This window comes from Rhizobium sp. LjRoot30 (genome assembly GCF_964253915.1).
Lineage (GTDB): Bacteria > Pseudomonadota > Alphaproteobacteria > Rhizobiales > Rhizobiaceae > Metarhizobium.
Genome location: NZ_CAXUSG020000012.1, coordinates 1 through 24,154, shown reverse-complemented (window position 1 = coordinate 24,154; position 24,154 = coordinate 1). Strand labels below are relative to the sequence as shown.

General features: G+C 63.1%; 22 protein-coding genes. 9 read left to right on the top strand and 13 right to left on the bottom strand.

The features are described from left to right. Window positions 1–168: 168 nt before the first annotated feature. The 4 genes from apbC to ACSQ3I_RS21245 form a co-directional block, all read right to left on the bottom strand. Complete coding sequence (gene apbC, locus ACSQ3I_RS21260) at window positions 169–1,341, bottom strand: iron-sulfur cluster carrier protein ApbC (protein ID WP_436002164.1); 1,173 nt, start codon at window positions 1,339–1,341, stop codon at window positions 169–171. Window positions 1,342–1,777: 436 nt separating this feature from the next. Next, the gene (locus tag ACSQ3I_RS21255) at window positions 1,778–2,518 is read right to left on the bottom strand and encodes a LuxR family transcriptional regulator (protein ID WP_436002162.1); all 741 of its coding nucleotides are present in this window, start codon (window positions 2,516–2,518) and stop codon (window positions 1,778–1,780) included. Window positions 2,519–2,634: 116 nt separating this feature from the next. Continuing rightward, the gene (locus tag ACSQ3I_RS21250) at window positions 2,635–2,931 is read right to left on the bottom strand and encodes a hypothetical protein (RefSeq protein WP_436002160.1); all 297 of its coding nucleotides are present in this window, start codon (window positions 2,929–2,931) and stop codon (window positions 2,635–2,637) included. After that, the gene (locus ACSQ3I_RS21245; protein WP_436002158.1) at window positions 2,928–3,746 is read right to left on the bottom strand and encodes an IclR family transcriptional regulator; all 819 of its coding nucleotides are present in this window, start codon (window positions 3,744–3,746) and stop codon (window positions 2,928–2,930) included. The genes ACSQ3I_RS21250 and ACSQ3I_RS21245 overlap by 4 nt, the downstream gene beginning before the upstream one ends. A 102-nt stretch (window positions 3,747–3,848) precedes the next feature. Here ACSQ3I_RS21245 and ACSQ3I_RS21240 point away from each other — a divergent pair, with 102 nt between their 5' ends. The 5 genes from ACSQ3I_RS21240 to ACSQ3I_RS21220 all read left to right on the top strand — a co-directional run bounded on the left by ACSQ3I_RS21240 (window position 3,849) and on the right by ACSQ3I_RS21220 (window position 7,922). Next, complete coding sequence (locus ACSQ3I_RS21240) at window positions 3,849–4,619, top strand: SDR family NAD(P)-dependent oxidoreductase (RefSeq protein ID WP_436002398.1); 771 nt, start codon at window positions 3,849–3,851, stop codon at window positions 4,617–4,619. Beyond that, window positions 4,620–5,549 (top strand): 2-dehydro-3-deoxygalactonokinase, encoded by a 930-nt coding sequence (locus ACSQ3I_RS21235; RefSeq protein ID WP_436002156.1) that lies wholly within the window; start codon window positions 4,620–4,622, stop codon window positions 5,547–5,549. Then, window positions 5,546–6,178 carry a 2-dehydro-3-deoxy-6-phosphogalactonate aldolase gene (locus ACSQ3I_RS21230; RefSeq protein WP_436002154.1) on the top strand — a complete coding sequence of 211 codons (633 nt, stop codon included), beginning with the start codon at window positions 5,546–5,548 and terminating at the stop codon, window positions 6,176–6,178. Before ACSQ3I_RS21235 ends, ACSQ3I_RS21230 begins: the two co-directional genes overlap by 4 nt. Window positions 6,179–6,181: 3 nt before the next feature. Continuing rightward, window positions 6,182–7,069, top strand: a complete 888-nt coding sequence (locus ACSQ3I_RS21225; protein ID WP_436002152.1) for an SMP-30/gluconolactonase/LRE family protein — start codon at window positions 6,182–6,184, stop codon at window positions 7,067–7,069. Window positions 7,070–7,292: 223 nt separating this feature from the next. Next, window positions 7,293–7,922, top strand: a complete 630-nt coding sequence (locus ACSQ3I_RS21220) for a PRC-barrel domain-containing protein (RefSeq protein ID WP_436002150.1) — start codon at window positions 7,293–7,295, stop codon at window positions 7,920–7,922. A gap of 207 nt (window positions 7,923–8,129) precedes the next feature. Here the strand turns inward: ACSQ3I_RS21220 and ACSQ3I_RS21215 are convergent, their stop codons facing one another. Continuing rightward, a complete protein-coding gene (locus ACSQ3I_RS21215; RefSeq protein ID WP_436002148.1) occupies window positions 8,130–8,360 on the bottom strand; it encodes a DUF2093 domain-containing protein in 231 nt (76 codons plus the stop codon). A gap of 80 nt (window positions 8,361–8,440) precedes the next feature. Continuing rightward, window positions 8,441–10,267 carry a DNA mismatch repair endonuclease MutL gene (gene mutL, locus ACSQ3I_RS21210; RefSeq protein ID WP_436002146.1) on the bottom strand — a complete coding sequence of 609 codons (1,827 nt, stop codon included), beginning with the start codon at window positions 10,265–10,267 and terminating at the stop codon, window positions 8,441–8,443. Between the two features lie 374 nt (window positions 10,268–10,641). Here mutL and ACSQ3I_RS21205 point away from each other — a divergent pair, with 374 nt between their 5' ends. Further along, the gene (locus tag ACSQ3I_RS21205) at window positions 10,642–12,315 is read left to right on the top strand and encodes a response regulator (RefSeq protein WP_436002144.1); all 1,674 of its coding nucleotides are present in this window, start codon (window positions 10,642–10,644) and stop codon (window positions 12,313–12,315) included. 129 nt (window positions 12,316–12,444) lie between these two features. Further along, window positions 12,445–13,806: a putative bifunctional diguanylate cyclase/phosphodiesterase gene (locus ACSQ3I_RS21200; RefSeq protein ID WP_436002142.1), complete on the top strand. Its 1,362-nt coding sequence runs from the start codon at window positions 12,445–12,447 to the stop codon at window positions 13,804–13,806. 69 nt (window positions 13,807–13,875) lie between these two features. On the opposite strand, the gene ACSQ3I_RS21195 is transcribed toward ACSQ3I_RS21200, so the two are convergent. Further along, window positions 13,876–14,811, bottom strand: coding sequence for a LysR substrate-binding domain-containing protein (locus ACSQ3I_RS21195; RefSeq protein ID WP_436002140.1), 936 nt, complete (start codon window positions 14,809–14,811; stop codon window positions 13,876–13,878). A 102-nt stretch (window positions 14,812–14,913) separates the two neighbouring features. On the opposite strand from ACSQ3I_RS21195, the gene ACSQ3I_RS21190 reads away from it, so the two are divergent. Next, complete coding sequence (locus tag ACSQ3I_RS21190; protein ID WP_436002138.1) at window positions 14,914–16,467, top strand: trimethylamine methyltransferase family protein; 1,554 nt, start codon at window positions 14,914–14,916, stop codon at window positions 16,465–16,467. A gap of 33 nt (window positions 16,468–16,500) precedes the next feature. Here ACSQ3I_RS21190 and lpxK read toward each other — a convergent pair whose 3' ends face one another. The 6 genes from lpxK to ACSQ3I_RS21160 form a co-directional block, all read right to left on the bottom strand. Continuing rightward, a complete protein-coding gene (lpxK, locus tag ACSQ3I_RS21185) occupies window positions 16,501–17,544 on the bottom strand; it encodes a tetraacyldisaccharide 4'-kinase (protein ID WP_436002136.1) in 1,044 nt (347 codons plus the stop codon). Window positions 17,545–17,594: 50 nt separating this feature from the next. Beyond that, window positions 17,595–18,317 carry an HAD family hydrolase gene (locus ACSQ3I_RS21180; protein WP_436002396.1) on the bottom strand — a complete coding sequence of 241 codons (723 nt, stop codon included), beginning with the start codon at window positions 18,315–18,317 and terminating at the stop codon, window positions 17,595–17,597. Window positions 18,318–18,331: 14 nt separating this feature from the next. Then, on the bottom strand, window positions 18,332–19,651 hold the full coding sequence (gene waaA, locus ACSQ3I_RS21175) for a lipid IV(A) 3-deoxy-D-manno-octulosonic acid transferase (RefSeq protein ID WP_436002134.1): 1,320 nt from the start codon (window positions 19,649–19,651) through the stop codon (window positions 18,332–18,334). A gap of 130 nt (window positions 19,652–19,781) precedes the next feature. Then, complete coding sequence (locus ACSQ3I_RS21170; RefSeq protein ID WP_436002133.1) at window positions 19,782–20,015, bottom strand: DUF4170 domain-containing protein; 234 nt, start codon at window positions 20,013–20,015, stop codon at window positions 19,782–19,784. A 66-nt stretch (window positions 20,016–20,081) separates the two neighbouring features. Next, window positions 20,082–20,882, bottom strand: coding sequence for a 3'(2'),5'-bisphosphate nucleotidase CysQ (locus tag ACSQ3I_RS21165; protein WP_436002131.1), 801 nt, complete (start codon window positions 20,880–20,882; stop codon window positions 20,082–20,084). Window positions 20,883–20,884: 2 nt separating this feature from the next. Continuing rightward, window positions 20,885–22,234: a TldD/PmbA family protein gene (locus ACSQ3I_RS21160; RefSeq protein ID WP_436002129.1), complete on the bottom strand. Its 1,350-nt coding sequence runs from the start codon at window positions 22,232–22,234 to the stop codon at window positions 20,885–20,887. 113 nt (window positions 22,235–22,347) lie between these two features. Between ACSQ3I_RS21160 and ACSQ3I_RS21155 the strand changes: the two genes are divergently transcribed. After that, complete coding sequence (locus ACSQ3I_RS21155; protein WP_436002127.1) at window positions 22,348–24,153, top strand: monovalent cation:proton antiporter-2 (CPA2) family protein; 1,806 nt, start codon at window positions 22,348–22,350, stop codon at window positions 24,151–24,153. The last annotated feature ends 1 nt before the right edge of the window (window position 24,154 follow it).

Genomic DNA, 24,154 nt, shown 5'->3' with positions numbered 1-24,154 from the left:
GATAGGGGATGCAACGCAGCATTTATTTCATGCCGGCCGATGCTGCGTTCGGCCGGTTGCCCAGGACAATGCCACCCTCGAGCAGCTCGGGCCGCAGCCTTCTGATCGAAGGTACGGAGAGAATCAATCCCTTCTTTCGAAGGGCAGCCATGCACAGAGCGACGACAGTTAATCGAAAACGATGGCGGGGGCGGCTCTTTGTGTACTGCCCTTGAGCTGTTGCCAGACCTTTGTGGCAATATCGCGATAGATACCGGCCGAAACGCCGTCCGGCTCGGACACCACCACCGGCGTGCCGGCATCGGAGGTCTCGCGGATGGTCATCGTCAACGGCACTTCGCCGAGGAAGGGCACGCCGATGCGCTCCGCCTCGTTCCTGGCGCCGCCATGGCCGAAGATATCGTAACGATTGCCGGTATCAGGGGCGATGAAATAGCTCATGTTCTCGATGATGCCGAGCACCGGCACTTCCACCTTGCGGAACATGGTCAGGCCCTTGCGGGCATCGATCAAAGCCAGATCCTGCGGCGTCGAGACGATGACGGCACCGGCCAGCGGCACCTGCTGCGCCATGGTCAGCTGGGCATCGCCGGTGCCGGGCGGCATGTCGACGACTAGCACGTCAAGCTCGCCCCAGGCGACCTCGCGCAGCATCTGCATCAAGGCCGACTGCACCATCGGCCCGCGCCAGATCATCGCGGTTTCCTCATCGACGAGGAAACCCATGGACATGACCTTGAGGCCGTAATTTTCCATCGGCTTGATGATGCGGCCGTCGATCTGGCCGGGACGGCCGGAAATCTTCAGGAGGCGCGGCATGGACGGGCCGTAGATATCGGCATCCAGAACACCGACACGCAGACCGTTTGCCTGCAGCGCCAGCGCCAGGTTGACCGCCGTGGTGGATTTGCCGACGCCGCCCTTGCCCGAAGCGACGGCGATGATCGCACCGATGCCGGGCACGCCGGCCTTGCCTTGCTGCTGCGGTGGCCGGCCTTGCGGCGCCGCATGCGCATGGCCGTGGTGATGCCCCTGGTGATTATGACCATGTGCCGGCTGGGCCGCAGGGCGCGGAGGGGTCGCGCCGCCGGCCTTCTTGTCGGCGGTCAGCGCCACCATGGCGCCCTTGACGCCCGGGAGTTCCTTGACGGTGCGTTCGGCAGCCTGCCGCAGCGGCTCCAGGTCCTTGGCGCGCTCGGCCGGCACGGTGATCGAGAAGTAGACCTTGCCGTCCGCGATAAAGACATCCGACACCATGCCGAGATCGACGATATTGCTTTCCAGATCCGGACCGCGCACCGTCTTCAGCTTGTCCAGAACCTGTTCCTTGGTGACATCCACCTTGCAGCCCCCGCATTTCATGTTCTTCGTTAGAGCGTTTCCTACGCAATTCCGGACGCAAAACCGCTACGCACTTTTGCTGGAATTGCTCTAGATAAGCGAGCCGAGGCGGTTCGCCAAGGCCATCGGACATGAAGCTGTGCGGGAAGCTCAAACACAAAACCGCCGGTCATGACCGCTGCCGTACATCCGGGCTCGCATATCATGACCGGCGGCTCTGCATCGCGCGCCATTCATCGGCGCTGTCGTTTGCAAAGTCCCCTCTGGACCTATGATGATAAGAATGCAGGATGCGTGCCAGTTTCAAGTATGCCAAAAATATTCAATAAATTCACGTATTTATGAAAACACCGATCCTGAACGACGGCGACTGCCTCAAAAAGAACCGCGCCCAAATCTGATGCAATGCACAATAAAAATGCAGCGCACTGCCTGTTTATTTGATCATGCCGAGGCGCAAGGCCTTGGCGACGGCCTGGGTGCGATTGACCGTATTGAGCTTCTTGGCAGCACGATTGAGGTAATGGTTGACCGTATGCTCCGACAGGGTGAGAATTTCGGCGATTTCCGCACTGGTCTTGCCCGCTGCCGTCCAATTCAGGCAATCGATTTCCCGCTCCGTCAGCGAATCGGTGCTCCTGATATCCTGGTTGCGAATTTCCGACAGCCGGCCTTGGATATGGGTGCAGACGAGGTGGAGAATCAGTTCCTCCTCGAAGCTGATCGCCTCCCGGTCACCGGCGAAAGAAATCGCACCACGCCCACCCGCAGCGTCGTGCACCGGAAAATACGCTCCCCTGACCAGGCCGAAGCGCGTGAAAAGACTGGCTACGGCATCGGTGCGCCCATCCTCGCGTCGCATGACCGCTTCGCCGAGATCGTAGCGAAACGGCACGGTCGTCTTGCGCAACCGGCGCAGAAGCGGGCTTTCCGACAACATCTTCTGCTGGTCATAGATGGAGAGCAGTTCGGCCGGCCAGTTGGTGATCACCGAATTGGCTGAAAGCTCGACCGAGGTCTTGCCCGGCAGGTGAAGCACCATGAACGCCTTCATGCCGAAGGACTCGGTCAAACGCTTCATGAACCGGAACACGTCGAACTGGGTCTTGAGGCCTTCGATTTCAGCGATGTAGGCCTCACCCTTCGAGAGAGGGCCGTTTTCGATTTCAGCAGCCATTGTTTTCTTAGCCTGGTCCGTGAAGGCGGGAGGAGCGCCGACGGATCGCGGGAGGTGACCCAGCACTATTCTAGATTGATTTATCTAGCTTTAATCGTTCGGGAAAAGGAAATCCATCAAAATGCGCTGATGATCCCAAGCCTTCCGCATCCGACATGCAAACTTCGTTCTGCAACGATACAGATCTTTACAATCGTGACAATGCCCAAATGACAAAAGACAAGAAACAGAAAAATCCCTCTACCCGTTAGAAGAAAATAGTAGAAAAATACCCCAATAGCGATCAATATTCTAATATACTGTGCTTCGACATAAGCATCGCTTTGAATTAGCTGCCGCACTCGAAACAGGCCGTTACCGTAAATTTTCCCGGCAAGCCGTTCCATGCCCGCACCGGAAGCGACAGCGATCAAAGGGAAGCACCGGCATGCGGCCCGAGACCGAATCGCAATGCTTCACCAATGCTGTCCGCCGCAGCCCGAACGGGCTCGGCCCAATCGACCAGTTGCTGCATGGAAATACGGTAAACCGGCGCCGTGACCGAAATTGCCGCGACCAGCGACTTGTCATCGGAGCGGACCGGAGCGGCCACACAGTGGATGCCCTCCTCATGCTCCTGCCGATCATACGCGACGCCTTCCCGGCGAATGGCCGCGATCTCCGCCAGCAGCGCGGCAGCGCTGGCATGTGTCTGCGCCGTAAACACCCGAAACTCCAGCCCGGCGATTCGCTCCTGCAACAGGGCATCGGGAAGCACGGACAGCGCCGCCTTGCCGACACCCGTGCAGTGGACGGGCGAAACCTTGCCGACCTCGGAATACATCCGCACCGACTGCCGCCCCTCCACCTTGTCGAGATAGACGACCTGCGCACCCCGCAGCACGGCAAAATGCACCGTCTCGCCGGTCAGCCGGTGCAGTGCCTTGAGATGCGGCTCGGCCAGCAGGCGCACCTCGTTGCGCGCCCAGGCAAGGGAGGCAAATTTCAGAAGCCGCAGCCCCGGCACGTAACATTGGTTGCGATCGAGATCGAGCAGACCTTCCTCGACGAGGTGGCTGAGTTGTCGATGCAGGGTGCCCCGCGGCTCGCCGGAAAGGGCGAGCACATCGGTGAAGCGCAGTGGTTGCTCAGCCTCGGCGACCAGCGCCAGCGTGGCAATCGCCTTTCCCAACGTGCCGGTGCCCTGCCCTTTCGGCCCAGCGTCCTCCGTATCGATCGTTCCTGCCATGGTCTCACCGCTTGACACGCTGACTGGATACTTCGATAATTCCATATAGTCAAACAGAATTCCAAATAATGGAACTTCCGTTCTTGGGAGAGGAAAATGTCGATGACAGCGGCCCATGCACGATTCCCCGATCTTGAGGGCGCAGGCGTCATCGTCACCGGCGGCAGCACTGGCATCGGCGCGGCGCTGGTCGAGGCTTTTGTCCGCCAGGGGGCCAGGGTCGGGTTCCTCGATATTGCTGTGGATGAGGGAAAGGCGCTGGTCGAGCGCTTGCGCGGCGCGGCAGAGCATACGCCGGTTTTCGAAGCCGTGGACCTGCGCGATATCGCCGCCACGCAACAGGCTGTCGAGCGCCTGGCAGGCGCGCTGGGCACGATCCGCGTCCTCGTCAACAATGCCGCCTGGGATGACCGGCACGACATCGACACGGTGACGGAGGATTACTGGGACAACAATCAGTCGGTCAACCTGAAGCCGGTCTTCTTCGTTTCCCAGGCGGTCGTGCCGCATCTGCGCCGCGCCGGCGGCGGCGCCATCGTCAATTTTTCCTCGATCGCCTTCCTGCTCAACATGCCGGACCTGCCCGCCTATGCCGCCGCCAAGGCCGGCATCATCGGGTTAACAAAAAGCCTTGCCGGCAGGCTCGGGCCGGACAATATCCGCGTCAACGCCATCCTGCCGGGCGCCATCGTCACCGAGCGCCAGAAACGGCTCTGGCTGACGGACGAAGGCATCGAAGCGCTGGTCGGTCGCCAATGCCTGAAACGGCCGCTTGTTGCCGAAGATATGATCGGCCCCTGCCTTTTCCTCAGTTCCGCCTGTTCGGGCGCCATTACCGCACAAACCATCATTGCCGACGGAGGCCTTCTCTAAATGACCGAACCCGCCTTTATCGCCGTCGACTGGGGCACCTCCAGTTTCCGGCTCTGGATGCTTGACCGCGACGGCAAGCCGCTTGCCGAACGCCGCAGCGGCGAAGGCATGACAACGGCCGCCACGGCCGGTTTCGCCGCCATCCTGCAATCCCATCTCGACGCCATTTCGGCCCCGGCCAACCTGCCGGTGCTGATCTGCGGCATGGCCGGCGCCCGGCAGGGCTGGGTGGAAGCCGGCTATATAGACCTTCCCGCATCGATCTCGGGCATTGCCGCCGGCGCGGTGCGTATTGCCGCCGAAAGCCGCGACATCCGCATCCTGCCCGGCCTCGCCCAGCGCCGGACGGCGGACCCAGATGTCATCAGGGGCGAAGAAACGCAGCTTCTCGGCGCGCTTTCAGCCTTTTCCGGCGGCGATCATGTGGTCTGCATGCCGGGAACGCATTCGAAATGGGTGCATGTCTCGGGAGAAACCGTCGACGGCTTCTCCACCTTCATGACCGGCGAGCTCTTCGATGTGATCACCCGTCACTCCATCCTTAGCCATGCCGTCGCCGGCTCCGAAGCCATCGACGATGCCGGTTTTGCCGATGCCGCCGCCGCCGCCTATGCAGCCCCGGCGATGGTGACCAATCTTTTGTTCCGCGCCCGCGCCGGCCAGCTTCTGCACGGCATTTCAGCCGACGCCGCCAAATCGCAGCTTTCCGGCACGCTGATCGGCCTGGAGATTGCCGGCGCGCTGTCGCAGGCGAAGTCGGGCGCCGTCGTCCGCCTCGTCGCATCCGGCCGGCTGCAGCACCTCTACGAGACCGCCTTCCGGCGGCTTTCCATCGACTTCACCACCATCGACGCCGACGATGCGGTTTGCAAGGGGCTCTTTGCCGCCGCCCGCACGCTTTGGCCGCTCACGCAGGAGACACAGGCATGACCCGCATCCCCTTCCCCGACATGAAGTACCCGCTGATCGCCATCCTGCGCGGCCTGAAGCCCGAGGAGGCCGAAGGCGTGGTCGGCGCGCTGATCGACAACGGCCTGACGGCCATCGAGATCCCGCTCAACTCGCCCGAACCGTTCCGCTCCATCGAGACCGCCGTGAAGATGGCCCCGGACAACTGCCTGATCGGCGCCGGCACGGTGCTGACCGTGCAGCAGGTCGAATGGCTCGATGCCGTCGGCGGCAAGCTGATGGTCAGCCCGAATGTCGATACCGACGTCATCCAGGCCGCCGCTGCCAAGGGCATGGTGACGATGCCCGGCGTCTTCACCGCTACCGAGGCCCTGCTGGCCGCCAAGGCCGGCGCGACCGGCCTGAAGTTTTTCCCGGCCAGCGCACTCGGCGCCTCCGGCATCACGGCGATCCGCGCCATCCTGCCGCCGGACCTGACGCTCGCCGCCGTGGGCGGTGTTTCCGACGCGAATTTCCATGACTATACATCCGCCGGCATCCTCGCCTTCGGCCTCGGCACCTCGATCTACAAGCCGGGCATGACGGCAGCCGAGGTTGCGGAGCGGGCGAAGCGCACCGTTGCCGCCTACGACGCCGCGATCGGAGGCTGAACCATGACCGAAACCCATGATTTCAAGGGCAGCGTGCTGTTCGATACGCCGCTCGCGCTCGGCGAAGGCCCGACCTACGACCCGGCCACCGATACGGCCTGGTGGTTCAACATCGTCGGCAAGGAGTTGCACGAGCTGCATCTGGCCAGCGGCACCAAGCGCGTGCATGCCCTGCCCTTCATGGCCAGCGTGCTCGCCCGCATCGACGACAAGCGCCAGCTGATCGCCTCCGAGGACGGCCTGTTCATTCGTGACACCGCCACCGGCGCGCTGACCCTGCACGTGGAGTTCGAGCCGGGTAAACCCGGCAACCGCTCCAATGACGGGCGCACTCATTCCTCCGGCGCCTTGTGGATCGGCACCATGGGCAAGTCGGCCGAAGACGGCGCCGGCGCCATCTATCATGTCGCCGGCAGCACGGTGACGCGCCTCTACGACCGCGTCAGCATTCCGAATTCGATCTGCTTTTCGCCGGATGGCGCGATCGGTTATTTCGTCGACAGCAAGGTGAACAAGCTGATGCGCGTTGCCGTCGATCCGGCAACCGGCCTTCCGACTGGCGAAGCAACCGTGCTGGTCGACGTTGCCGGCGAACCGCATGACATCGACGGCTCGGTCTGCGATGCCGATGGTAACATCTGGAATGCCCGCTGGAGCGCCGGTGCCGTCGACCGCTACGCGCCGGACGGACGACATCTTGCCCGCTACCGCGTGCCGGCCAGCCAGAGCAGCTGCCCGGCCTTCATCGGCGCCAAGGCCGACCGGCTGATGGTAACCTCGGCTTTCCAGGGCATGGATGCTACGGCACGCGGTGCCGATCCGCAGGCCGGCATGACCTTCGAGCTCGGCGTTTCCGTCATAGGTGTTTTCGACGCGCCGTTCCGCCTCTAGGCCGGTCTCGGACAAATATTGCGCAAAATTCAAAGCGGCGGCAGCTATTCCGCCGCTTTTCACATTCTAAAACGGCAAAAAGTTCCGAAAATTTTCCGAATAACATTTCGGAACCAAATCCTCTGCTTTTCAGTTTTTGCATCGAACCGGCGCGGATGAGACTAAAAATTGGTCACTTCCGGGTCTGACGACAACCGATGACATCTGGAAAGGCAGGTTTATCATGCTCAAGAAACTCCTCACCACAGCGGCTGCCGGTGCTCTTCTCATGGGAGCCACCGCCACCTATGCCCAAGACACGACGAAACCGATGGACACGACCACGCAGTCCCAGACGATGGACGGCGCGGCAACGACAACCCCGGAGGCAACGCCTGACGCTGCGGCAAACACGCCGGCGACGGCCGACACCACCAATCAGACGGCAGCAGCCGGTGATACCTACCTGACCCAGCAGTCTCCCGACGAAATCAGCGCCAACACCTATATCGGCCAGCCGGTCTATAATGGCGCAAACGAAAATGTCGGTGACATCAACGACCTCATCCTGAAGAAGGATGGCGGCATTGTTGCTGCGGTGATCGGCGTCGGCGGCTTCCTTGGCATCGGCGAAAAATACGTCGCCGTTCCGATCCAGAATGTCGCCGTGTCGCAGGATGCGGAAGGCTCCGACCTGAAGCTGACGACCACGGAAACGGCCGAAAGCCTGAAGGCTGCGCCGGAATTCAAGACCCTGGCCATGCAGACCGCCGAACGCAGCAACGCGACCACCGGCGTCGGCATGACCCCGACGGACAGCACAACCACCTCGTCGACGACCACGGATACGACGGCCACGCCCCCGGCAGAGTGATCCTGGTCAGGAACGCGGGACGGCTTGTCCGTTCACTTGGAAGAGGCGGTGCGCAAGCGCCGCCTTTTTCTTTTTGATGGGGTATAGTCCCACCTGCCGTCATCCTCGGCCTTGTGCCGAGGATCTAAGCACGTCGGATAGGTTTATTGACGGGATCGGCGGTCTAACCGGGTACCGCGATTGACACTTATTCCTGCGCCAAACGGATCACGGGTTCTGGATTGGCAGGGCGCCAGCGCGCTTTTCCGCCTCGAAGGAGGCCCCGGCATCGACATAAGCCTCTTGGCGCGCGGCGCTCCAGTAACGCAACTCGTCGAGCGGGATCTGGTTGCCGGTCATGGCACAGATGACATAGGCGCCCGGCAGCAGGATCTGGAAATCGGCATCGAGATATTTGAGCTTCGCCTCGCGGTTTCCGCTGCCTTCGAAACGGTTCATGCGCACTCTCCTGCCGCGTATCATCGGATTGCCATACTCTCTGGCAAGGCGGATTTCCAGCTTTTTCCCGCGCTTTTGCGTCAGCTTCGGCCGAACAGCCGCTCGATGTCGGAAAGCTTGAGTTCGATGTAGGTCGGCCGGCCGTGATTGCACTGGCCGGAGCCGGGGGTCGCCTCCATCTGCCGCAACAGCGCGTTCATTTCCTCCGGGCGCAAGCGCCGTCCGGAACGCACTGAACCGTGGCAGGCCATGGTGGCAGCGACATGTTCGAGCTTGGCGGAAAGCCCTGATGCCGTATCCCATTCGGCGATCTCGTCGGCGAGCTGCCGCACCAGGCCAGGGGCATCGACCTCGCCGAGCACGGCCGGCGTTTCCCGCACCGCAACCGCGCCGGGGCCGAAACGCTCGATGGCGAAACCCAGGCGGTCGAATTCTTCGCTGTGGACCATCAGCCGGTCGCAGTCTTCCTCCGGCAGATCGACGATTTCGGGAATGAGCAAAACCTGCGACGGCAGGCGGCGATCGCGCAGCGCCTTGCGCAGTTCCTCATAGACCAGCCGCTCATGGGCGGCGTGCTGATCGACGATGACAAGGCCGTTTTCCGTCTGCGCAACGATGTAGTTTTCGTGCAGCTGGGCGCGGGCGGCGCCAAGCGGATAGTGCCGCACCGGCTCAGGTGTTGCTGCTGCGGTGACAGGCTCGACCGGTGGGCGGTCGCTGCGGGCGGCAGGTGTCGCGAAATCCGAAAAACTGGCCTGCGGCCGCTCGCCGAAACCGCCGGAAACGGGGGCCGGTTCGAACGGACGATAGGGCGACGCCTCGCGCGACCAGTTGGCTGCCGGCGCCGGCTGCTGGTAGGTGGGCTGGAAGCCCGGCCGGAAGGCGCGCATCATGCCGTCAGCGCCGGTGGTCGCCGCCCGGTCGCCATTCTGCGCCAGGGCCTCGCGGATGGCGCCGACGATCAGGCCGCGGATGAGGCCGGGATCGCGGAAACGGACATCGGATTTTGCCGGGTGAACGTTGACGTCGACCAGCGCCGGATCGATATCGATCGACAGCACCGCCACCGGATAGCGGCCCTGCGGTACGGTTTCGGCATAGGCGCCGCGGATCGCCGAGAGGATCAGCTTGTCCTGCACCGGCCGGCCGTTGATGAAAGCATATTGATGGGCGGAGTTGCCGCGATTGAAGGTCGGCACGCCGGCGAAGCCGGTGAGCCGCACATCTTCCCTGACCGCATCGATCTCGATGGCGTTGTCGCGGAACTCCTTGCCGAGCACCTGCGCCATGCGCGCCAGGCGATCGTCGCCGGTGGCCGGGAACTCCAGCGTCGAGCGGTCGGCGCCCGACAGCACGAAACGGATATGGGGGAAAGCGATCGCCATGCGCTTCACCACTTCGGTGATCGCGCCGGCCTCGGCCTTTTCGGTCTTGAGGAATTTCAGCCGGGCCGGCGTGGCGAAAAACAGGTCGCGCACCTCGACGATGGTGCCGGCATTCGTTGCCGCCGGCTTGACCGCCGACAGTTTTCCGCCGGTTACCGAAACCTCCGCCCCCTCGGCACTGCCGGGCAACCGGCTGGTGATCGACAGGCGGGCAACCGAGCCAATCGACGGCAGCGCTTCGCCGCGGAAACCGAGTGTGCGGATATCGGTCAGCGTCTCGGAAATCTTCGAGGTGCAATGCCGGCGGATCGCCAGCGCCAGGTCGTCCGGCCCCATGCCGCCGCCGTTGTCGGTAACCCGCAGCAGGCTCTTGCCGCCGCCGGCGGTGGCGATTTCGATGCGGCTGGCGCCGGCATCGATGGCGTTTTCGATTAGTTCCTTGGCGGCACTCGCCGGCCGCTCGATGACTTCGCCGGCGGCAATCTGGTTGATGATCGTTTCGGAAAGCTGCTTGATGGACATGGCCGATTTTATCCGGATTCGGCAGCCGCTGGAAAGCTGCAATGCGACTTGTGCACGATTGCCGGAAAATCCGGCGGCCTTGCCTCAACCGATGCACCCACCGCTTCTTTAAGACCGCCTTAACATAAATATGACAATTCTCGCATCATCTTGAAACGACAAAGCAGGATGCCGGACGAAAACCCGGCCGACCTGATGACGGCAAGCTGGAGCCGTCATGCCCATCGCGTCGCTCCTGTTTCGAGGCCACCGCCAGCATGTTCGTTCTTGTTTGCAAAGAGGCGCCACGATCAAGCCGTGGGCAAGCCTGCCCGACTATTTCGGGAAGACATGGTTCGCACACCCTTTTCAGGATGTGCCGCAGGGAGTTCAGAATGAATGACGAAGCGTCTGATGACGCAGCCATTCAAATCGATACACTGAATACGGTCGGCGACGCCTTGTCGGCGGCGTTCATCGTGTACGACAAGAACGACCTCCTGATTTTCGCCAGCCGGCAGGTTCTCGGTTATTTTCCGGTGAATTCGCAGTTCGTGGAGCCGGGCACGCGCCTCAGGGATTTTCTCGGCGCCCTCTATGATAGCGGCATACGTTTCCGTTACGCCACGCGCGACCGCAGCAACCTCTGCCGCGAGGACTGGATCGCCGAGCGCATCGCCAGCCACTGGCGCGAGCGCTCCGACCAGACCGAACGCCACGGCCCGGACCGCTGGACCCGTATCGTCAAGCGCCGCCTGCCGAGCGGCTATGGCGTGTGCCTGTTCGTCGACGTATCGGAACAGAAAAAGCGCGAGGAGCAATGGCGCGCCGACCTGGAACGGGTGCAGCTCACCGAAGAAATCCTCGATACGCTGCCCTTCCCGGTTTTCGTCAAGGACCGCAATCTCACCTATGTCGCGGCCAACAAGGCCTATTGCACCCTGCGCGGCATGGGTGTCGAACAGCTGATCGGCCGGACCGTCTACGATATCCTCGTGCCGGAAGCAGCCGTCCACTTCGACCGCGCCGACCGGCACGTGATGGAGACCGGCATGCCGGCGATGATCGCCGAAGTGTTGGTGCGCTCCGACGGTGCGGAAATGTCGGTCATCACCCGCAAGCAGCGCATCGGCAAGCCAGGACGATATTTCCTGGTGACCAGCGTCGAAGACATTTCCGAACTCGCCCTGGCCGGCGCCAGTGGCGGCGTCAAAGTCGAAGGTGACCCCTCGAACACGGTGACCAGCTTGTCACCCGTCGATTTTCCGCCCTCCGCGCAGGTCGAAATCGTATCGCCGGAACAGTTCACCGGCCGCAAGGTCCTGCTCGTCACTGCCGACACGCTGGTGGAGAGCGCTGCGATGCGCACGCTCGGCCGCTTCGGTATCGAAGCCTGCACTGTCCACGGCGAGGACGAGCAGGCGGCCTTCCTCGACATGGCCCGCTCCGTCGGTCTCGCGGTCGATCTGGTCGTCATCGATACGCAGATGGATTTCCGCAGTCTGGAGATCGCCAGAGAACACGGTATCGATGTCCTGACGCTGGATGGTTTCCAGCTGACGACGCAGCTCGCTTATCTCATCGCCCGGCATTTCAACCGCCGCCGCGACGCCCCCTCCTTGCCCGCGCCGCCAACGGACGACTGGAGCATTGCGACGGAAGCGCCACCGGAATCGCAGGTCGACGTCCTCGTCGCCGAGGACAACGACGTCAACCGGATTGTCTTCTCCCAGATCCTCGAAGGTCTCCGGCTGAGTTATGTTCTGGCCGCCGACGGCAACGATGCCGTCGATCTCTGGGAACGCCACCGGCCGGCCATCGTGCTGATGGATACGACATTGCCCGTGCTCAACGGCTACGAGGCGACGCAGAAAATCCGCGAGCGGGAGGCGGGGCAATCCTATCGCACGCCGATCATCGGCGTGCTGCCCCAGGCGTTCGACCGCGACCACAAGGCCTGCCTGGACGCCGGCATGGACGATGTCATCCTGAAACCGATCAGCCCGGATGGCCTGATTGCGGTTTTCGAGACCTATCGTTCTCCCAAACCGTCGATTGCTGCCGGCTGATCCGAAATGCGACGTCAACCCCCTAATTTACGGGATAGATCCTCTAGGGCGGAGGCACAAAAAGCTATGATTTTTTTAAGAATTCAGGCTCATCCTTTCGATATTGGAAGGAGGTCCTAGGACGTGTTCATGAAGTCGGGCGATCAGACATTGCCGCAGGTGAGCCAGAACGAGCTGCAGGCGATGGCCTACACCGATCCGCTGACCGGTCTCGGCAATCGCTACAGGATGCGCGACAAGGTGCGCATGCTGGCGGCAGAGCGTGCCGACGACCCCGCACCCTTCACCATCGGCATTGCCAACCTCGACGGCTTCAAGCCGATCAACGATCTTTTCGGAACGGCGGCCGGCGACGAGATTCTCTGCCAGGTCGCGCACCGCCTGAAGGCCTGCGTACCCGACGGCGCCACCGTGACCCGCCATGGCGGCGACGAGTTCGCCTTTGTGCTGCCGCTGATCTTCGAGCGCTTCAGCGCCGAGCGGGTCGGCCAGATGATCAAGGAAGTGCTGTCGGCCCCCTACGATCTCGGCGACCGCAACGTGCGCCTGTCCGCCTCCATCGGTTTTGCCGTCTATCCCTTCGCCGGCGAGGAATTCGAGGACCTGCTGAAGAGCGCCGAAACCGCGCTTTATCGCTCCAAGCGCCGCGGTCGCGGGCAAATCACCGTCTATTCCCGCGAAATCGCCCAGGAAATGAAACGGGCGACCCAGATCGAGCAAGCGCTGCGCAACGCCATCATCAACGATGCCGTCGACGTGCATTTCCAGCCGATCGTCAATCTTGAAAACAATACGGTGCTCGGTTTCGAAGCCCTGGCGCGCTGGAACGATGCCGATCTCGGTTTCGTTTCTCCCGCCGTCTTCGTGCCGCTGGCCGAAGAGCGCGGCTTTATCGACGCGCTGTCGGAAACGCTGCTGCGCAAGGCTGCCGAGGCGGCGCTCTCCTGGCCGCGCGACCTATTCCTGTCGTTCAACCTGTCCTCGGCGCAGCTGATGGATCCGTCGACGGCGCTCAATATCCTGTCCATCCTCGGCCGCGTCGGTCTCGATCCGCACCGGCTGGAGCTTGAAATCACCGAAACTGCGGTGATGACCTCGGCGGAAACCGCCCAGAAGATCATCTCCGAACTACGCCATGCCGGCGTGCGCATCTCGCTCGACGATTTCGGCACCGGCCAGTCGAGTCTCGGTCGCTTGCGCGATTTCACCTTCGACAAGGTGAAGATCGACCGGGCCTTCGTTTCGCGCATCACCACAGACCGTGCTTCCGAGCATATCGTCAAGGCCATCGTCGCCATGTGCGACGGGCTGGATCTGGAAGTGGTGGCGGAAGGCATCGAAAGCGTCATCGAAGCCAAGAAACTCAAGGCGATGGGCTGTGCCATGGGGCAGGGTTATTTCTACGGTCGCCCCGCCGACGCCGCCGCGACGCTCGATTGCGTCCACAGCTTCTATCAGAACACCGGTGCCATCGAATCCGCCTTCGCCTGATCCCCTTTATCTCGCTGTTTCCAGGCAATTCCGGACGTAAAACCGCTATGCGCTTTTGCTGGAATTGCTCTAGCCAGTAGCGGAAGCCTCCCGGTCACGCTGTCCCTCCTGCAGCAACCAGTCGCGCACGCGGGCGGCATGGGCGTTCAGCTCGCGCGAGCGCGGCCAGACGATGTAGAAGGCCTGCCCGGTTTCCAGCACATGGCCGCCGACCGGTAAAAGCGCGCCGGAACGCGTCTGCCCCCCGGTCAGGTGCTGCCAGCCGAGCGCGATGCCCTCCCCCGCCAGCACCGCCTGGATGACCAGCACGTAGTCGTTGATCACCAGGCCCTTGCTCTGCGATGTGTAGGAGACCCCGGCGCTGGCAAACCATTCCGGCCAGTCGCAGGCCTTGCGCACAGGCTCTTCCAGCCAGATCAGGCGATGGCGCGCCAGCTCCGCCGGCGTTTCCGGCATGCCGTGCGCCTCGACGAAAGCGGGGCTGGCAACGGCGTTGATCACCTCCGGCGCCAGGAGCGCCGTGTGATAACGCGGCCAGTCCACCGGATCGCCACCGCCGCGGACGGCGAGCGGGATCGATTCCTCCTCCAGATCGAGTTCACGCACGCTGGTCTGGATGCGCAGATCGACCTCCGGCAGGTCCTGGCGCAGCCGCGGCAGGCGCGGCAGCATCCACATCGAGGCAAAGGCGGTCGAGGCGGCAAGCGTCACATTGACCTCGCGGCCCTTGGCGCGGATATCCTCCGCGGATTTCTGGATGCGCGCCAGCCCGGCGGATACGTCGGCATGAAAACGTTCGCCGACGTCGGTCAGCTCCACCGCCCGGTGGACGCGATGGAACAGCGGCACCCCGAGCTGCTCCTCCAGCCCCCGCACGGCATAAGACACCGCCGCCTGCGACATGCCGAGTTCTTCGGCGGCGCGGGTGAAATTTTCATGCCGCCCCGCCGCCTCGAAGACGATGAGGCTGGTGGCAGACGGAAGAAGACGGCGGAAACTGTTCATCGTCATTTTTTCCATAAGCTCAGCTTATATCATGCCTCAAATCTTTCCGGCGTTACAACGGATTTTCTGGCCGTTACCATCAGCGGAAACGGAGGAAAGCAGATGGCCCTGGCGGAAGACACCACACTCGACACCGGTCGCCGCGCACGCGGGGGGCGCGCCAACAGGCGCGACGCCTCGACGAAGCCGGCCGGTATTCCCTATATCCGCCGCAACATCCCGACCTACGACATCCTCTCCGAAGAGAACCTGCAGAAGATCGAGCGCACCGCGGATCGCATCCTCTCGGAAGTCGGCATCGAATTCCGCGACGATCCTGAGGCGATCGACCTCTGGAAGAAGGCGGGCGCCAAGGTGGACGGGCTGCTCGTCAAGTTCGAGCCGGGCATGCTCAACGAGATCCTCAAATCGGCGCCTGCAAGTTTTACCCAACATGCCCGCAACCCCGCCCGCAGCGTCGAGATCGGCGGCAGCAACGTCGTCTTTTCCCCGGCCTACGGCTCCCCCTTCGTCATGGATCTCGACAAGGGCCGCCGCTACGGCACGATCGAGGATTTCCGCAACTTCATCAAGCTGGCGCAGTCGAGCCCCTGGCTGCACCATTCCGGCGGCACGATCTGCGAGCCGGTGGACATCGCCGTCAACAAGCGCCACCTGCACATGGTCTACAGCCATATCAAATATTCCGACCGCGCCTTCATGGGCTCGATCACGGCGGAAGAGCGGGCGGACGATTCCATCGAGATGGCCCGCATCCTGTTCGGCGCCGATTTCGTCGACAAGAACTGTGTCATCCTCGGCAACGTCAACGTCAATTCGCCGCTCGTCTGGGACGGCACGATGACGAAGTCGCTGCGCGCCTATGCCCGTGCCAACCAGGCGGCGGTGATTGTGCCCTTCATTCTCGGCGGTGCCATGGGGCCGGTCACCAATGCCGGCGCGATCGCGCAATCCTTTGCCGAAACCATGGCCGGCTGCGCGCTGACGCAGCTGGAGCGCAAGGGTGCGCCGGTGATTTTCGGCAACTTCCTCTCCTCCATGTCGCTGCGCTCCGGCTCGCCGACCTTCGGCACGCCGGAGCCGGCGATTGGCTCGATGGTCATCGGCCAGCTTGCCCGCCGGTTGAAACTGCCGCTGCGTTGCGCCGGCAACTTTTCCAACTCCAAGCTGCCGGACGGCCAGGCGATGCAGGAAGGGCTGATGTCGATGCTGTCGGCGGTGCATTGCGGCGCCAACTTCATCCTGCATTCGGCCGGCTTCCTCGACGGGTTGCTGGCCATGTCCTACGAAAAATTCGTCATGGACGCCGATCTCTGCGGCGCGTTGCACTCCTATCTTGCCGGCGTGGTGGTGGACGACAATACGCTGGCCATGGACGCCTTCCTGCAGGTCGGCCCCGGCAGCCATTTCCTCGGCTGCGACCACACGATGCGCAACTACACCAGCGCCTTCTGGGACTCGACACTCTCCGACAACGAGCCCTTCGAGAAATGGAGCGAGGAAGGCGGCTCGACCGATATCGCCACCCGCGCCAACCGGCAGTGGAAAAAGACGCTGGCCGAATATGAAGCGCCGCCACTGGATGTCGCAATCGATGACGCGTTGAAAGATTTCATGGAGCGGAAGACGCGGGATATCCCCGACGCCTGGTATTGACGCGAATGCCGTTCAAGGCGCACCGGCTCGCAGTCAATGCTGCTTGCCGCCCTTGGCGAAGAGCCGTGTCTTCGACGCCTTGATCGCATCGTCGATGATATGGTCGGGAGCATGCGGATCGTCGAAGACCATGTCGACCTCGATGACCTTCGACAGGAAGACCAGCTCCGAAGCCCGGCCGTGCGTCCCCGTCAGGCGGACGATATCCTTCGACGTCGTCACCAGTTGCAGGCCTTGGCGGGCAGCCGTATCGAGCAGGTCGGCCATCTCGTCGTCGGAAATATGCTGGTGATCGCCGAAGGCATGGCGAGCCACGATCTCCGCCCCCAATTCCTCCACCGTCCGGTAGAATTTTTCCGGATCGGCGATGCCTGCATAAGCGAGAACACGGCGGCCACCGAGATCCGGCTCCGGCCGTGGCGTGATGGTGCCGACGAAGATGCCCTTGCCGGCACGGGCAGCACGGCGCACCAGACGGTCTGCGGCATTGCCACGCCCGACGGTCATCAGGGCCGAGGCATATCGCAGCTGGATGTCGATCGGCGCCCGGACAGGACCGCCCGGCACCAGATGTCCGTTGCCGATACCGCGCACCGTGTCGATGACCACCAGCGCATAATCGACGGCCAGCCGGGCGCTCTGGAAACCGTCATCCATGATAATCAGGTCGACACCGGCCTCGGCCAGCCGTTTTGCGCCTTCGACGCGGCGCCGCGAGATCACCGTTGTCGCCTCTTGCGCCAGCAGGAGCGGTTCGTCGCCCACGGCCGTCGCCCGATGATGATGCGGATCGACCAGTGTCGTCACATCGAGCGACCCGCCGTAACCGCGGCTGAGGAAGCCGGGTTTCAGGCCGCGTGCCTTGGCGGCCTTGGCAATCGCCAGCGCCGTCGGCGTCTTGCCGGCACCGCCGACCGTGAAATTGCCGACGCAGATAACCGGAACGGGGATCGAAGCCCGCCGGCCATGGGTCATACGATAGCCGGCGATGCGGCCATAGAGGAAGGAAAAGGGTGAAAGCAGCCATGCCCGCCAGCCGGGACGTTTCCACCAGAAGGGTGGCGCTTCCGAAATCATCTTGTCCCCCCTCCCCTTATGCCGAAGACCGCCGGCACCGTGCGGCGAATTCAAACAGTCTGGAGGTTCGGCAGGACCGACTCAAGCTCGGTGATATCGTTGAGGCAATGATCGCTGCCGGCCGACAGCGAGGCGCGCGAGCCGGTGCCGGTCAGTACGGCGACGGTCAGGCCAACGCCGGCATTGCGCCCCATATGCAGGTCGTGATTGTTGTCGCCGACGACAGCGACCTCTCGCGGATCAAGCCCGGTTGCCATGCAGAAGCCGAGCACCATGCCGGGCTCCGGCTTGACGCCGAAACCGCTGTCGTAACCGGCGACATAATCGAGATAGGGTGCGAAACCGAGGCGGTCAGCGGTCTGGCGGATCGACTGTTCGTTGTCGCTGGAAGCGACGCCGAGGCGATACCCCTTCGCCTTCAAGCCCTTGAAGAAGCTTTCGAGATCGGTGACCGGCACGGCATGCTGGGCGGCATCGGCAAACATCGCATCGAGTTCTTCCGTCAGCGCCTCGACCGAGAGCGGCGAGCCGGCCTCGACGAGACCGGTGGCGATCTCGACCGTATTGCCGGCTGCCAGCAGGCTGTCCGGCACCACATAGCCGCTCACCGGGTCCATGCCGCAGGCCGACAGCAGCCGGTCGGCGAGCACGCCGTCGCCCTGCGCCGCGAAGCGTGCCAGCGCACGGTTCACCGGCAGCCAGGTCTTGGCGTAATCCAGAAGCGTGCCGTCCTTGTCGAAGAGAATGCCTGAGATGGGGGATGACGCCACGATAAAATCTTCCGTTGTCAGCCTTGCGCCGCAGTTCTCGGCTGCAGGCGGGCCTTGACCGTGAGGGGATTGATGTAGGGTTCCAGCCCCTTGATGGTGGCGGTGAGCGCGCCGCGCATTTCCTGCACCGTCTCCAGACCGGCATTGATCATCGTCTGCCGGGCAGCATCGTTGGCAAGCAGGTAGTGAACCGCCTTCGCCAGCATCTCGACATCCCGCACCATGCGAGCGGAGCCGTTGCGGGCAAGCTTCTGGTAGGTATCGCGGAAATTCTGTACGTGCCCACCGGAAAGGACGGCACAACCCAACATGGCCGGCTCCAGCGGGTTCTGGCCGCCTTCGGCAAACAGCGAGCGGCCGACAAAAGCGACTTCGGTCATCCGAAGGTAGAGACCCATCTCGCCGATCGTATCGCCGAGGAAGATGTCCGTATCGGGCGTCAGCGGGTCGTTGCGGGTGCGACGGGCCACCTTGAGGCCCTTTTCCGTCAAGGCTTTTTCCAGATCGTCGCTGCGCTCCGGATGGCGCGGCACGATGATGGTCAGCACTCCGTCACGCTCCTTCAGCGCCCGGTGCACGGTCGCCGCCGCCATCTCCTCGCCCTCGAAGGTGGAGATCGCCGCCCATGTCTTGCGTGCGCCGATCTGGCGTTTGTAGTCTTCAAGCTGCGCTGGATCGTGTGCCGGCATGTCGTTATCGACCTTGAGATTGCCCGAGACCGTCACCGGCAGGGCGCCGAGATCGCGAAAACGTTCGGCATCGACATCCGACTGGGCGATGACCAGCGCCAGGTTCTCGAACAGCGCTTCCGCCAGCGACAGCCGGCTGCGCCAGCGCGCAAAGGAGCGGTCCGACATGCGGGCGTTGACCAGGACCTGCGGAATATGGCGGTTGCCAAGCTCCATGATCGTCATCGGCCAGATTTCGGATTCGGCGATGATCGCCACATCCGGCTGCCAGTAGTCGAGGAAGCGGCCGACGGCCGGTTTCAGGTCGAGCGGCACGTATTGATGCACCGTCTCGCTGCCGAGGCGCGCATGGGCAACCTTGGCGGAGGTGGTGGTGCCCGTCGTCAGCACCACATTGATATCGCGCCGACGCATTTCGCGGATCAGCGGCACCACCGCATTGGTCTCGCCGACGCTGGCGGCATGGAACCAGATGAGCGGCCCTTGCGGACGCGCGGCACTGGCGAAGCCGAACCGCTCGGAGCGGCGCGTGCGGTCTTCCTTGCCCTTCGCCGCCCTGTATGTCAGGTAAGCGCCGACCAACGGATAGAACGCCACGCCGGCCCAACGGTAGCTGGTCAAAGCCATGCGCGCCATGCGGCTGCTCATGAATGCGGTCTCCGATCTTGCACGATCGTCTTCAAAGCCAAGTTCCCCAATAGTTTCCGGTCATTCATGATCGACGAATTGGACAAATTCGCGTCCCGGCCGGGGCCTGCGGCGCAAGCCCCGCCTTTCGTCAGTCCGCCGGATTCAGCAACCGATGCATATGAACGATAAAATAACGCATGTGGGCATTGTCGACCGTCTGCTGTGCTTTTGCCTTCCAGGCGGTCAATGCCGTCGCATAGTCTGGAAAAATACCAACAATATCAAGCTTGTTCAGATCGCGGAAATCGACCTTCGAGAGATCGTCGAGTTCACCGCCGAAAACGAGGTGCAGGAGTTGTTTCTTGTCGCCGGAGTCGGTCATTCTGGTTTTCCCAATTTGTACTCCCTCCCCCTTTCCTCTGCGAGATTTTGTCCGAAAGGTCAACGTTCAAATGCGTCGCAGATGGTCGAGAATCTCGGGAAGACGGCTTTCTCCGGCTGCGCAGAGCGTGCCGTGCGTCACCTCCGGGCGGTTATAGGACAACGGCGCGCCCTCCAGATCGACAAGCTGTCCGCCGGCACGGGCAAGGATAAGGTCGGCGGCAGCCAGATCCCAGTCGTGGGAATTGCGCTTGACCAGCGTGCCGTCGAGCCTGCCATCGGCGACCATGGCCAGCCGGTAGGCCAGCGAGGGCACGTGTTTGGCGCGTTCGATGGTTGCGCGAAAAGCCGGCTCCAGTTTCGAGACCATCTCTTCCGCTGCGGCGAATTTCTGGAGACGGCCGGGATCAGGCAACGAGACGGCAATCGGCTGGCCGTTCTTGAGCGCATCACCGGTGAGACCGGCGGAAAACTCTTCCTGCAGCGCCGGCGCAAACAAGACGCCCGCCACCGGCCGACCGCGATGGACGACGGCAACGCTGACGCACCACATCTCCAGCCCGTTGATGAAGCCCCGGGTGCCATCGATGGGATCGACGACGAACAGCGTGTCGTGGCCAAGCCGCGCCACATCGTCGTCCGTCTCCTCCGAAAGCCAGCCGTAACCGGGCCGGGCGCCGCGCAAGACGCTTTCCAGGCACTCGTTGGCGGCATAATCGGCGGCGCTGACCGGCGAGCGGCCTTCGTTCTTCCACCAGACCTCCGGCGAACGCCGGAAAAATTTCAGCGCGATCTCGCCCGCCTGCCGCGCCGCATCACGGATCAGCTGCAGGTCCGCGTTCCAGTCGGGCTGTTTTGCGGTGTCCATGGTCAGCGTCCCGCCAGGGTCATTCCCTCGATGGCGATGGTCGGCGCGACGATGGAGAAGCTGCGGTCGATGTCGTTTGCCGGCGTCACCCGCATGAACATGTCCTTGAGGTTGGAGGCGATCGTCACTTCCGAGACCGGGTAGGCGATCTCGCCGTTCTCGATCCAGAAGCCGGTGGCGCCGCGGCTGTATTCGCCGGTGATCATGTTGACACCCTGGCCGATCAGCTCGGTGACGTAGAAGCCGGTGCCGACCTGGCGGATCAGCGCTTCGGGATCGATCGTGCCCGGCTCGAGCGTCAGGTTCGTGGAGGTGGGGTTGACGTAGGAGCCGCCGCGGGCGCCGCGGCCGTTGGTCTTCAGGCCGAGCTCGCGTGCCGTCGAGGTCGACAGGAACCACTGTTGCAGCACCCCGTCCTCGATCATCGCGAGTTTCTTGCCGGTGATGCCTTCACCGTCGAACGGCCGCGATGCCGGGCCGCGCACGATCAGCGGGTCATCGGTGATGGTCAGGCCGGATTTCAGCACCAGCTGCCCCATCTTGTCGCGCAAAAAACTCGTCTTACGGGCCACGGAAGCACCATTGATCGCCGCGGCGATGTGGCCGACAAAACCGCGGGCGACGCGGGGATCGAAAACGACGGTGACGTTCTTGCCGGTATCGACCTGCCGCGGGTTCAGCCGCTTGACGGTCCGCTCGCCGGCCCGCCGGCCGATCTCCTCCGGGCTGTCGAGGTCGGCGAAATAGAGACGGCTGTCGAAATCGTAGTCGCGCTCCATCTTCGTGCCTTCGCCGGCGATGACGCTGACGGAACGGCCGAACCGCGAGCCCATGTAGCTGCCGGAAAAACCGTGCGAGGTGGCGAGCACCATGCCGCCCATGCCCGCCGAAGCGCCGGCGCCGGAAGAATTCGCCACGCCCGGGATCGTCATGGCCGCGGCCTCCGCCGCCAGCGCCGCCTCGGCAAGCGCGTCGGTGGGGATCTCGGTGCCATCGAAGAGATCGAGGTCCGGGTAGCTCTTTGCGAGATCGGCTTCATCCGCCAGGCAGGCGAAGGGATCTTCCGGGGAAACCTTTGCCATGGCGACGGCGCGTTCGGCAATCGTCCGGGCATCGGTCGCCCCCGGGGTTGCCGAGATGCTGGCCACACGGTTGCCGACGAAGACCCTGAGGGCGAAATCGTCGCTCTCAGATGCCTCGGTCGCCTCGACCTTGCCGAGACGGACACTGACCGAACGGGAACGGGAGCGCACAACCACGGCATCGGCCTTGTCAGCGCCGGCGGCAAGTGCAAGATCGATGAGCTGGCTGGCCTGCGAAAGCAATGTTGCGGAGTCGATTTCTGAGGACATGATTTAGCCTTTCATTCGCGTTCCATTTATTGTGCACTCCAGCAAGCATCAAGTCCGCAGCCGCCGATTCTTTCTGTCGTCGTTTTACAAGCTCTCGAAAGACGTTCTTTTTCATGTCCGAGCCGACTTCCCTTTTCTCCGAGGCGCTTCTCCTGCTCGGCGGCGCGGTGGTCGCCGCACCTGTGTTCAAGAAGCTCGGCCTTGGCACCGTGCTCGGTTACCTGTTCGCCGGCGTCGTCATCGGCCCGGCGCTGCAGGTGATCACCGATGCCGACAACATCCTTCGTGTTTCCGAACTCGGCATCGTCTTCCTACTGTTCATCATCGGCCTCGAGCTCAAGCCCTCGCGGCTGTGGCAGCTCAGGCGCGACATCTTCGGCCTCGGCACCGCGCAGGTGCTGGTGACCGGCCTCGTGTTGTCGGCCGTTGCCACCTTGAGCGGCGTCGTCGACTGGCGCGGCGGGCTGATCGCCGGTTTCGGGCTGGCGCTGTCCTCGACGGCCTTTGCGCTGCAGATCCTCGGCGAGTCCGGCGACACCAATACACGTTACGGACAGCTTTCCTTCTGCATCCTGCTCTTGCAGGATCTGGCGATCGTGCCGCTGCTGGCCCTGATCACCGTTCTCGACGGGCCGGACGGCGAGATGGGCGAGCCGATCCGCGATCTGTTCATCGCCGTTGCCGCCGTGGCGGTGATGGTGCTTGCGGGACGCTACCTGCTGCCTCGGCTGTTCCAGGTGATTGCCCGCACCGGTGCCCGCGAGGTGATGATCGCCGCCGCCCTGCTTGTGGTCATGGGCGCTGCCTCACTGATGCAGGCGGTCGGCCTCTCCATGGCCATGGGCGCCTTCCTTGCCGGCGTCATGCTGGCGGAATCCTCCTACCGGCACGAACTGGAGGCCGATATCGAGCCTTTCCGCGGCATCCTGCTCGCCATGTTCTTCATCGCCGTCGGCCTGTCGCTCGATCTCCAGGTCATTCTTTCCAACATCGCCCTCATTGTCGTCGCCGTACCGCTGATGATGGCGCTGAAGGCGACGGTCGTCTATCTCGTCTGCCGCGCTGCCGGCTCGAACCACAATGACGCCATCCGCATCGCCTTCCTGCTGCCGCAGGGGGGCGAGTTCGGCTTCGTGCTGTTCACCACCGCTGCCGCCCATGGGCTGATGGCATCGGGAACGGCATCGTTGCTGGTCGCCATCGTCACCCTGTCGATGGCGCTGACGCCGCTCGGCGCCTCCCTGTCGCGGCGGCTGATGAAGGAAGAAGGGCACGAGGAACTGGAAGAGGATTTCGACGGCGCCGGATCCGACGTGCTGATGATCGGCTTTTCCCGTTTCGGGCAGATCGCCGCGCAGATCCTGCTGGCCGGCGGCCGCGACGTGACCGTCATCGACTATTCCGCCGACCGCATCCGCCAGGCGGCAAGCTTCGGTTTCCGCATCTATTTCGGCGACGGCACCCGCAAGGACGTGCTGCTTTCGTCGGGCATCGAACGGGCGAAAATCATCGCCATCTGTACCCACAACCGGCAGGTGACCGACCGCATCGTCGAACTCGTGCGCGCCGAATTCCCGCAGGCGCGACTGTTCGTGCGCGCCTATGACCGTATCCACACGCTGGCGCTGCGCGAACGCGGCATCGAATACGAGCTGCGCGAAACCCTGGAATCCGGCTTGCTGTTCGGCCGCCGGGCACTGGAAGGGTTGGGGTTGCGGGAGGAGGACGCAACGTTGATCAGCGACGACATCCGCCGCCGCGACGAGGACCGGCTGGTCCTGCAGGCGGCCGAAGGCCTGCAGGCCGGACGTCACATGCTTTACTCGCGCCCGGTCAAGCCGGAGCCGCTGGTCAAGCCGAAGCGCACGGTGGAAGAATACGACGACATGGCCGACCCCGTGCCGAACGAGAGCGGTTGAT

What these genes read in the sequence shown, in the direction of transcription:
- ACSQ3I_RS21255 (WP_436002162.1), bottom strand. Translation starts at nt 2,518, where the DNA reads ATGGCTGCTGAAATCGAAAACGGCCCTCTCTCGAAGGGTGAGGCCTAC.
- ACSQ3I_RS21245 (WP_436002158.1), bottom strand. Translation starts at nt 3,746, where the DNA reads ATGGCAGGAACGATCGATACGGAGGACGCTGGGCCGAAAGGGCAGGGC.
- ACSQ3I_RS21240 (WP_436002398.1), top strand. Translation starts at nt 3,849, where the DNA reads ATGACAGCGGCCCATGCACGATTCCCCGATCTTGAGGGCGCAGGCGTC.
- ACSQ3I_RS21235 (WP_436002156.1), top strand. Translation starts at nt 4,620, where the DNA reads ATGACCGAACCCGCCTTTATCGCCGTCGACTGGGGCACCTCCAGTTTC.
- ACSQ3I_RS21230 (WP_436002154.1), top strand. Translation starts at nt 5,546, where the DNA reads ATGACCCGCATCCCCTTCCCCGACATGAAGTACCCGCTGATCGCCATC.
- ACSQ3I_RS21225 (WP_436002152.1), top strand. Translation starts at nt 6,182, where the DNA reads ATGACCGAAACCCATGATTTCAAGGGCAGCGTGCTGTTCGATACGCCG.
- ACSQ3I_RS21220 (WP_436002150.1), top strand. Translation starts at nt 7,293, where the DNA reads ATGCTCAAGAAACTCCTCACCACAGCGGCTGCCGGTGCTCTTCTCATG.
- ACSQ3I_RS21215 (WP_436002148.1), bottom strand. Translation starts at nt 8,360, where the DNA reads ATGAACCGTTTCGAAGGCAGCGGAAACCGCGAGGCGAAGCTCAAATAT.
- mutL (WP_436002146.1), bottom strand. Translation starts at nt 10,267, where the DNA reads ATGTCCATCAAGCAGCTTTCCGAAACGATCATCAACCAGATTGCCGCC.
- ACSQ3I_RS21205 (WP_436002144.1), top strand. Translation starts at nt 10,642, where the DNA reads ATGAATGACGAAGCGTCTGATGACGCAGCCATTCAAATCGATACACTG.
- ACSQ3I_RS21200 (WP_436002142.1), top strand. Translation starts at nt 12,445, where the DNA reads ATGAAGTCGGGCGATCAGACATTGCCGCAGGTGAGCCAGAACGAGCTG.
- ACSQ3I_RS21195 (WP_436002140.1), bottom strand. Translation starts at nt 14,811, where the DNA reads ATGAACAGTTTCCGCCGTCTTCTTCCGTCTGCCACCAGCCTCATCGTC.
- ACSQ3I_RS21190 (WP_436002138.1), top strand. Translation starts at nt 14,914, where the DNA reads ATGGCCCTGGCGGAAGACACCACACTCGACACCGGTCGCCGCGCACGC.
- lpxK (WP_436002136.1), bottom strand. Translation starts at nt 17,544, where the DNA reads ATGATTTCGGAAGCGCCACCCTTCTGGTGGAAACGTCCCGGCTGGCGG.
- waaA (WP_436002134.1), bottom strand. Translation starts at nt 19,651, where the DNA reads ATGAGCAGCCGCATGGCGCGCATGGCTTTGACCAGCTACCGTTGGGCC.
- ACSQ3I_RS21170 (WP_436002133.1), bottom strand. Translation starts at nt 20,015, where the DNA reads ATGACCGACTCCGGCGACAAGAAACAACTCCTGCACCTCGTTTTCGGC.
- ACSQ3I_RS21165 (WP_436002131.1), bottom strand. Translation starts at nt 20,882, where the DNA reads ATGGACACCGCAAAACAGCCCGACTGGAACGCGGACCTGCAGCTGATC.
- ACSQ3I_RS21160 (WP_436002129.1), bottom strand. Translation starts at nt 22,234, where the DNA reads ATGTCCTCAGAAATCGACTCCGCAACATTGCTTTCGCAGGCCAGCCAG.
- ACSQ3I_RS21155 (WP_436002127.1), top strand. Translation starts at nt 22,348, where the DNA reads ATGTCCGAGCCGACTTCCCTTTTCTCCGAGGCGCTTCTCCTGCTCGGC.